This window comes from Micromonospora sp. CNZ296, from assembly GCF_007827635.1.
In genome coordinates, this window is the sequence record NZ_VISW01000053.1 from 1 (window position 1) to 6,291 (window position 6,291).

Consider the following 6,291-nt stretch of genomic DNA (forward strand, 5'->3'; position numbering starts at 1 on the left):
CCAGCATCAAGCCCGAGCTCGACGATCGCACTACACACGCCGCCTCAGCCTCGAACTTCAGCCATGATCCCCAAACGGCGGCTGCCGTACTAGCTTGCGGTACACCAACCGGGGCATCCCGGCGGCCTTCGCTGCGATCCACTCGTCATGGGTCGGCGACTGCCCGGTGTCGGGCATTGGGTCGCCATAGCGGGGCCCCAGGATCAGCACGTACACCTCGGCCGAGGCGACACCCTTCAGACACGCCTCACGGCTGGGCGACGTCTGGGCGGTGAAGTCCTCGAAGCGCACCGGCGTGTGCCCGAGCGCCGAGATCAAGCCCGGAAGCGCATCGCGCTCCTCTTCGAGCTCCCGACGAACACTGCTGATGAAGACCCTCATGTCCACATTCTCCCCTGCGCCCGCCGTCCCACGCCGACCGCGTCGCTGCACAGCTCGATGGCCGATGCGATCACGGCCGCAACGTTTTGGGCTGCAGGCCTCCTGACCTACGACATCGACGAGCCCAGCTTGACCGTCCGGCGCTTGAAAGGGATGGGGCCACCTTCCAGGTGGTACAGCGCCAGGGTGTTGAGATCGTGACGCTCGAGGGATCCGGTTGCCTCGACGACACCGTTGCTCGCGTCGGAGGTGAGGGTAATGATCATTTCGGCGTCAGCGGAGACGACGAGGCCAGGGCTGCGGGTGGCGAAGATGTACTGCCGGCTCCCTCGCAGGTCGCGAAGCTTCGCCACGAGGTATTCCTCGATCCACGGTGCGTGAAGGGCGTCCTCGGGCTGATCGATGATCAGGGGGTCGTTGCCGTCGGCGAGGGCGATGATGAGGATGGCGGTGCACTTCTGGCCATGCGCGAGCCGCTCGATCGCCACATACCCGTCGTTGGCGTGTTTGCGGAACTCGACGGAGAGGCCGTCGTGCAGGTCGAGGGTCTGCATCCGCAGGAAGTCCTCGATGGCGCCCTTCTCCCGCACGTACTCGAACAACGTCTCGACGTGCCTGCGCTCCGCGCCCGTGGCGTCACACACACCGTTGACGTCGTCATCGAGGAACGAGCGGACCAGCTTGACCGGGATCGACCCTTCGCAGATCAATTGGAGGACCTGAGCCCGCAGCCGCGATCCTTTGGCGATAGCCGTCAGCTCGGCCAGGTAGGCCGAGTCGTCGTTCTCGGACAGCATCTTGATCCGGACGATGCCGCCCATGAGCCTGTTGAGCGCCTTGATCCGGTCCTCACGCCGCCGGCGCCGCGCCTTGCGCGCCTCAATGAGCTCGGCGATCAACTCTTCCCGGTAGGACGTGGCCGTGGCCAGGTTCGGCACGAGTTCGTCGTCGAGCTGGGTCTGCTGCGCGTCGAGTTTCGCCTTCTCCGTTTGAAGTTCGACGAGCCGGGTGCGCAGGGCGGCGAGACCCTTGTTATCGACATCGATACGGCTGACCGCCTCGGCGAGTTCGTGGTCGAACTGCCGGTACCGATCGTGCCACTCCTGCCGGACGTCGACGAGTTCCTTGTTCACCACCAGCAGGACCTGCGCCAACTGCGCGTTCGCCGCCTCGATCGCCTCACGCAACTGTGCGTATGCCGTCTGCACTCGCTGGTAGAGGTCCTGGTTGTCGGCGATGGCGGCCGAGACCCGGAACTTCTCTCCGCTTTCCGTTCGGGCGGTGACCTTCAGTTCGGGGATGCCGACCACGGGCTCGAAGAGGGCCTTCTCCGCACTCCACTTCGCCTGCATCTTGATGGTCTCGCCGTCGAACAAGCCGGAAAGCTCTTCCAGGCGCTTCTCGACCTCCGGAAGGGTCTCTAACCTCGCGCGGGCCTGCGCGATCTTCGTTTCGAGCGATCCGATGAGTCGACCGTTGTCGTTGAGCTGGCTGACCGCCTCCGTCTCGCGGATCTCGAACTCGGTCAGGTCGAGCGCGGCGTCGATGAGCGCCATCCGGCCGACCGGAGTCCGGGCGTACTCGATCACCTCGCCCTGCGAGAAGCCGGTGATCGCGATCCGGCCGGACAGGCCGGTCATCTGCTCGGCGTCGCCGATGAACTCAGGCTGGGTGGAGCTGTCCTCGAAGTACGCACGGCGTACGAGGCACCGCGCGTGGCCGCGGGTGAGCACGACCTCGACGGTTGAGCCCGAGGTGAGCGCGTACTTCAGCCGGGAGTCGACTTCCTTGCGAACTTGTGGGAAGTCGGTGGCGTCGGTCTGCTGGTCGAGAGTGAACCGGACCAGCTCGATGAGCAGCGATTTGCCCGCTCCGGTCCCGCCAAGCAGGCAGTTGAGATCGCACGAAAACTCGAATTGCTGACCGTCGAGAAACCCACCGGTCACGGTCACAGACTCGATCACCGTGTGCTCCGACGCCATGGGTTCTTCCAGGCGGACACGCAGAGCCGGATCCGCCAGCGCATGCCGCAGGCCACACAAGTCCGGCCGCGACGCCTTGATCCAGGTCCGGCGGTGGCCGATGCCACTCAGGACGTGGGTGCTGGCACCGGGTGCGGTGGTGTCGGAACTGCGGACGACCGCGAGCTCGCGCCGGCCGTCGAGCCGCGTCTTGATCCGCTCGACCTCAACTAGGTCGACGATCTCGACCGCGCCGATGGCCTCGTCGAGCAGCGTCTGGTTGATGCGGTCGGCCACGGCGAGGCGGAGCAGGCCCTTCTCCCGCTCGGCGTGCGCCGGGATTGCCAAGCCGCCCCGGGCGGTGATGACCTTCGCGGTGTCGATGAACCCCTTGTCCAGGGCCTTGTGCAGGTCGCCGTGATCGGAGCGGAGCACCCCGAGTTCAACGAGCACGTCCTCGATCTGCTGCGCCGAGGTTCCCTCCTCCCAGATGGCGAGGAGATGCCCTTCGGCCGTGCTGAGCTCCAGGCCGGGCAGCACCACGAGCGTCGTATCGCGGGCAGCCTCAGCCATTCTGTCGCACCAGCCGGCGGTGTTGTGGTCGGTGACGGCGATGGCGTGCAGCCCGGCATCGATCGCCGCGTCGACGATCTGACGGGGCTCGCTCGCGCCGTAGGTGTGCGTGTCGACATCGCGTGAGGCCGGGGTGTGCACGTGGAGGTCGACGGCCCAGAACCGTGCGGGTCCGCGCTTCGTGCCCGCCGGCGATACCGCCCGACTACTCACCGTTGAAGCCGTTGCTGACGTCAAAACACTCGCTCCGTGTGATCGTTCGCCGATGGTCTGAGCGCCCGGCTCGACACTGTAACGCTCAGTGAGCCCATGAAGAGGCGCGACACTCGCCCATACGTACGAATAGGGTGCCATCGGTTGAAGCCGTTCCAGACCATTCGCCTCGGTCAGCCGTCCGACCCGCCGAGGCGTTCCGACTTAGCGGAGTAGCTGGCTTCGTCCAAGGACAAGGCCAACTACCCGGACGTTCGTTAGCGCAGCTTGCTGAAGCCCGCCGGTCTGTTGCCCCTGCGGAAGACTGGAAGCCGTATCGTGTCCACCGGCTGCAACACCCCGCCGACGCGTCCTTCGATCCGGCGCACGAGACTCGCTTCGGTGTCCGGGATCAGGGGGCACTACCACCAGCCGGGTCCAGCGTGCGGCCCGGCCGGTCCTTGACCGTTTCTGGATACGGTCATCCACTCCGCACAGCCCTGACCGCACCGCGCTCCCGACGTATCGGACGGCGCTGTTTGAGTCGGCCGTGATGTAGACGGCCGTCGGGAACTCCGACCACAGCCACTCCTCGACGACCTGCAGCAGCGTCGCGGCTGCCGAAACCCGTCGCAGACGGGCCGCTCCGGCGACGGCACTGGCTGCAGCGAGGAACAGCGGGGCGATTCGTGGGTCGCCGGGCACCAGCAAGTGTGATCAGTTGCTTTTGCGTCCGGGCGCGGCCTGTTGCCGGGTGGACGCGGTGCGGGCAGGCTTACGGCCATGGCCTTCGCGGAGATCAGCCTCGCCGATATGGGGCTGCGGTGGGCGCCCGCCACGCTAGCGGCTGCGATCGATGAGATCGCGACCCGGGTCGGCCAGCGAGGCAAGGACTGGCGCGACTTCGCTGAACTGGTACTGCTCGACTCTTTCACTTCCAATGACGTGGCCGAGATGTTCAAGAACCCAGCTTCTTCGGCCTTCGAAGCCAGGCCCTCTACAGAGCTGGACTCCCTACGGCAACTGCCGCGTCAGGTGCTGATGTCCCCTCGTCGGTGGCCGGTGGACCTCGGGCTCGGGCAGTTGCCGCCTCGACGCCTCGATGACAAGGCCACCCGTGCGCTGCTGGCGCAGGTCCTGAGCTGGCTTGAAGAGCGGTGTTACTTCGGTCGGGAACTCGGGACCGCTTGCGTTGACGTTGACGACGACGAGGCTCGGAGTCTCGTCGAGGTCATCACCAGCCGCTTAGACCTGCCGGAGGCCGGCTCGATACATGAGCTTTGCGCAGCGGCAGAAGCCGGACGGTTGTCCGACGTCGTTGCCGTGGCCCGCGAATACATCGCCGTGCCGCCAGGGCGCTTCTACCACCCGTGGAACGACTGCGGCTTTCACCCGACCTCAGGACGTTGGTCAGCAGAACTTGGACGACGGGTCCTAGACGACCTCCTGTCGACGATCGCCGGCAGCAGCGATCTCGGCGGTCTTCTGACAGCGTCCCGGCAGCTGGGGTCGACTGTCGTGGCGCCTGTTCCGGTAGACCCTCTTCGACGCACCAGTCCGGCGGCCTATGCGCCGCCCGAAGCGTTCCTTCCGCATGGGTCGGTCCTCACCATCACCCGCCTCGTTACCCGTCTTGCCGCAAGCCGCCAGCTTGACGCACTCGCCGCCTTGCTGCGCGCCCATCGAATTCACGTTGAGTCGGCAGGGTCGACCACGATGCCGGAATTCCTGATGGTGCTCGAGGTACTAGCCGACGACCAGTCTCGCATTCAGCGCCATGCTGAGGTCTACGCCCGGGTGCTCAGCGAGCTTTCTGGCTACGGGTCGTGGACCGTGCGGTATACCCGGCCGCCTGAGTATCGCCACTCGTCGGACATCGCGACCCTCGAGCCGGCGGCTATCGCAGCACGTCTCGAACGAGCAGGCGCCCCGCAGGAGGGGGGCACTGCACTTCGGTCGAGCTTCCGTTTTCGGCCTAGGCCTGGGAGCGACGGTGGGGTGCAGATGGTGACCGTCGTTGACGATCTCGATGCCGCCGCTGGTCAGGTGCTCGAAGATGCCGTGTGGCGGGTACACGACGGTTTAAAGACCACGCGAGCCGCTGGCGGCTTGGAGACACAACTCATCGAGGCTTTGCAACCGCCAGGGCTCCGGGCGATGACCGAGCGGCGACCGCGGGTTGCGGTGGTCACCTCCAGGGGGCATGTCGGCAGCGACATCACCCCGAAACTCGATGTCGAGGCCTTGGACGTCGACTACCGCACGTTCGCCGCGAACGCCCAGGATGCCGCTGCACGCCTCGCGGCCCTGTTGCGAACGCTCGCCAGTGACCCGGGCCTGGACGGTGTGCTGATCGCCCGCGGCGGCGGTGATCAGTCCGACCTCTCCCGACTGGTCACACTGGAAGTGCAAACGGCTATCAACTCGGTTCGCCAGTCGGGGAAGATCGTTGTCCTCGCCATCGGTCATGGAACTTTCACGGCTGCGCTTGAAGTGGACTTCGAAGCACTGACGCCCGGTGACGCCGCCCATGCTTTCCGAGCCATCCTCGTGGACAACCCCAAACGCCGGCGAATGGCCATTGCTGAGGCGCAGGAACGACTCGCCGCAGCCCAGCCCGACGAGGGGTGGCTAGCGACCGCGGAACGAGAGCACGAGTCCCTGCGCAAGCGGCTGTCCGCCATTGAGATGGAGCACGAGGCCGCGTTGGCACGGATGCGACAGGGCGTCCAGCCCGCCTCAGTGCGTCACGTTCGGCCAGGGGGCTTGCCCTAACCGCTCGGGGTCCCCACCTTCGCGATGCTGTTGGTGGCGTGGGCTTCTACGCATGGTGACGGCTCGTGTCAGGCTGGAGCTCATGGACGGTGCGAAGAGCCACCTCGACGAAGCACCCAGCGAGCGGGAGTTGCAGGTCCTGCAGTTGTTCGCGACGAAGAGGCGCAGGCTTCAGTTCCTGGCGGCATCTCGCTGTCCTTATGACGGGCGACTCCTGGCTGGTGTCTGCCGGCTTGCTGATGGCTTGTGGGCGTGGCACGCGGGTAGCCGGCTGTCGCCGGGGGCAGGTCGGGTAGAGATCGAGTCCTGGCACTTAGTACGGCAGCCGCCGTTTGAGATGTCGCTGGTGGGGCCGGGTAGACGAGGTGCGGCCACCGCGTGATCGTCTGTCTGCTGTGGACATGACTTC

3 protein-coding genes are annotated in these 6,291 nt (G+C 66.0%); 1 reads left to right on the forward strand and 2 read right to left on the reverse strand.

What is annotated here, in order from left to right; all coding sequences use genetic code 11:
• Positions 1–57 precede the first annotated feature (57 nt).
• The gene (locus tag FB455_RS33920; RefSeq protein WP_145755801.1) at positions 58–381 is read right to left on the reverse strand and encodes a DUF4062 domain-containing protein; all 324 of its coding nucleotides are present in this window, start codon (positions 379–381) and stop codon (positions 58–60) included.
• A gap of 107 nt (positions 382–488) precedes the next feature.
• The gene (locus tag FB455_RS33925; RefSeq protein WP_486481640.1) at positions 489–3,056 is read right to left on the reverse strand and encodes a Nuclease sbcCD subunit C; all 2,568 of its coding nucleotides are present in this window, start codon (positions 3,054–3,056) and stop codon (positions 489–491) included.
• 834 nt (positions 3,057–3,890) lie between these two features.
• Here FB455_RS33925 and FB455_RS33930 point away from each other — a divergent pair.
• Positions 3,891–5,882, forward strand: coding sequence for an exodeoxyribonuclease VII large subunit (locus FB455_RS33930; protein WP_145755803.1), 1,992 nt, complete (start codon positions 3,891–3,893; stop codon positions 5,880–5,882).
• The last annotated feature ends 409 nt before the right edge of the window (positions 5,883–6,291 follow it).

Bases quoted from the DNA above. Each gene is read 5' to 3' on its own strand.
- FB455_RS33930 (WP_145755803.1), top strand. From the start codon at position 3,891: ATGGCCTTCGCGGAGATCAGCCTCGCCGATATGGGGCTGCGGTGGGCG.
- FB455_RS33920 (WP_145755801.1), bottom strand. From the start codon at position 381: ATGAGGGTCTTCATCAGCAGTGTTCGTCGGGAGCTCGAAGAGGAGCGC.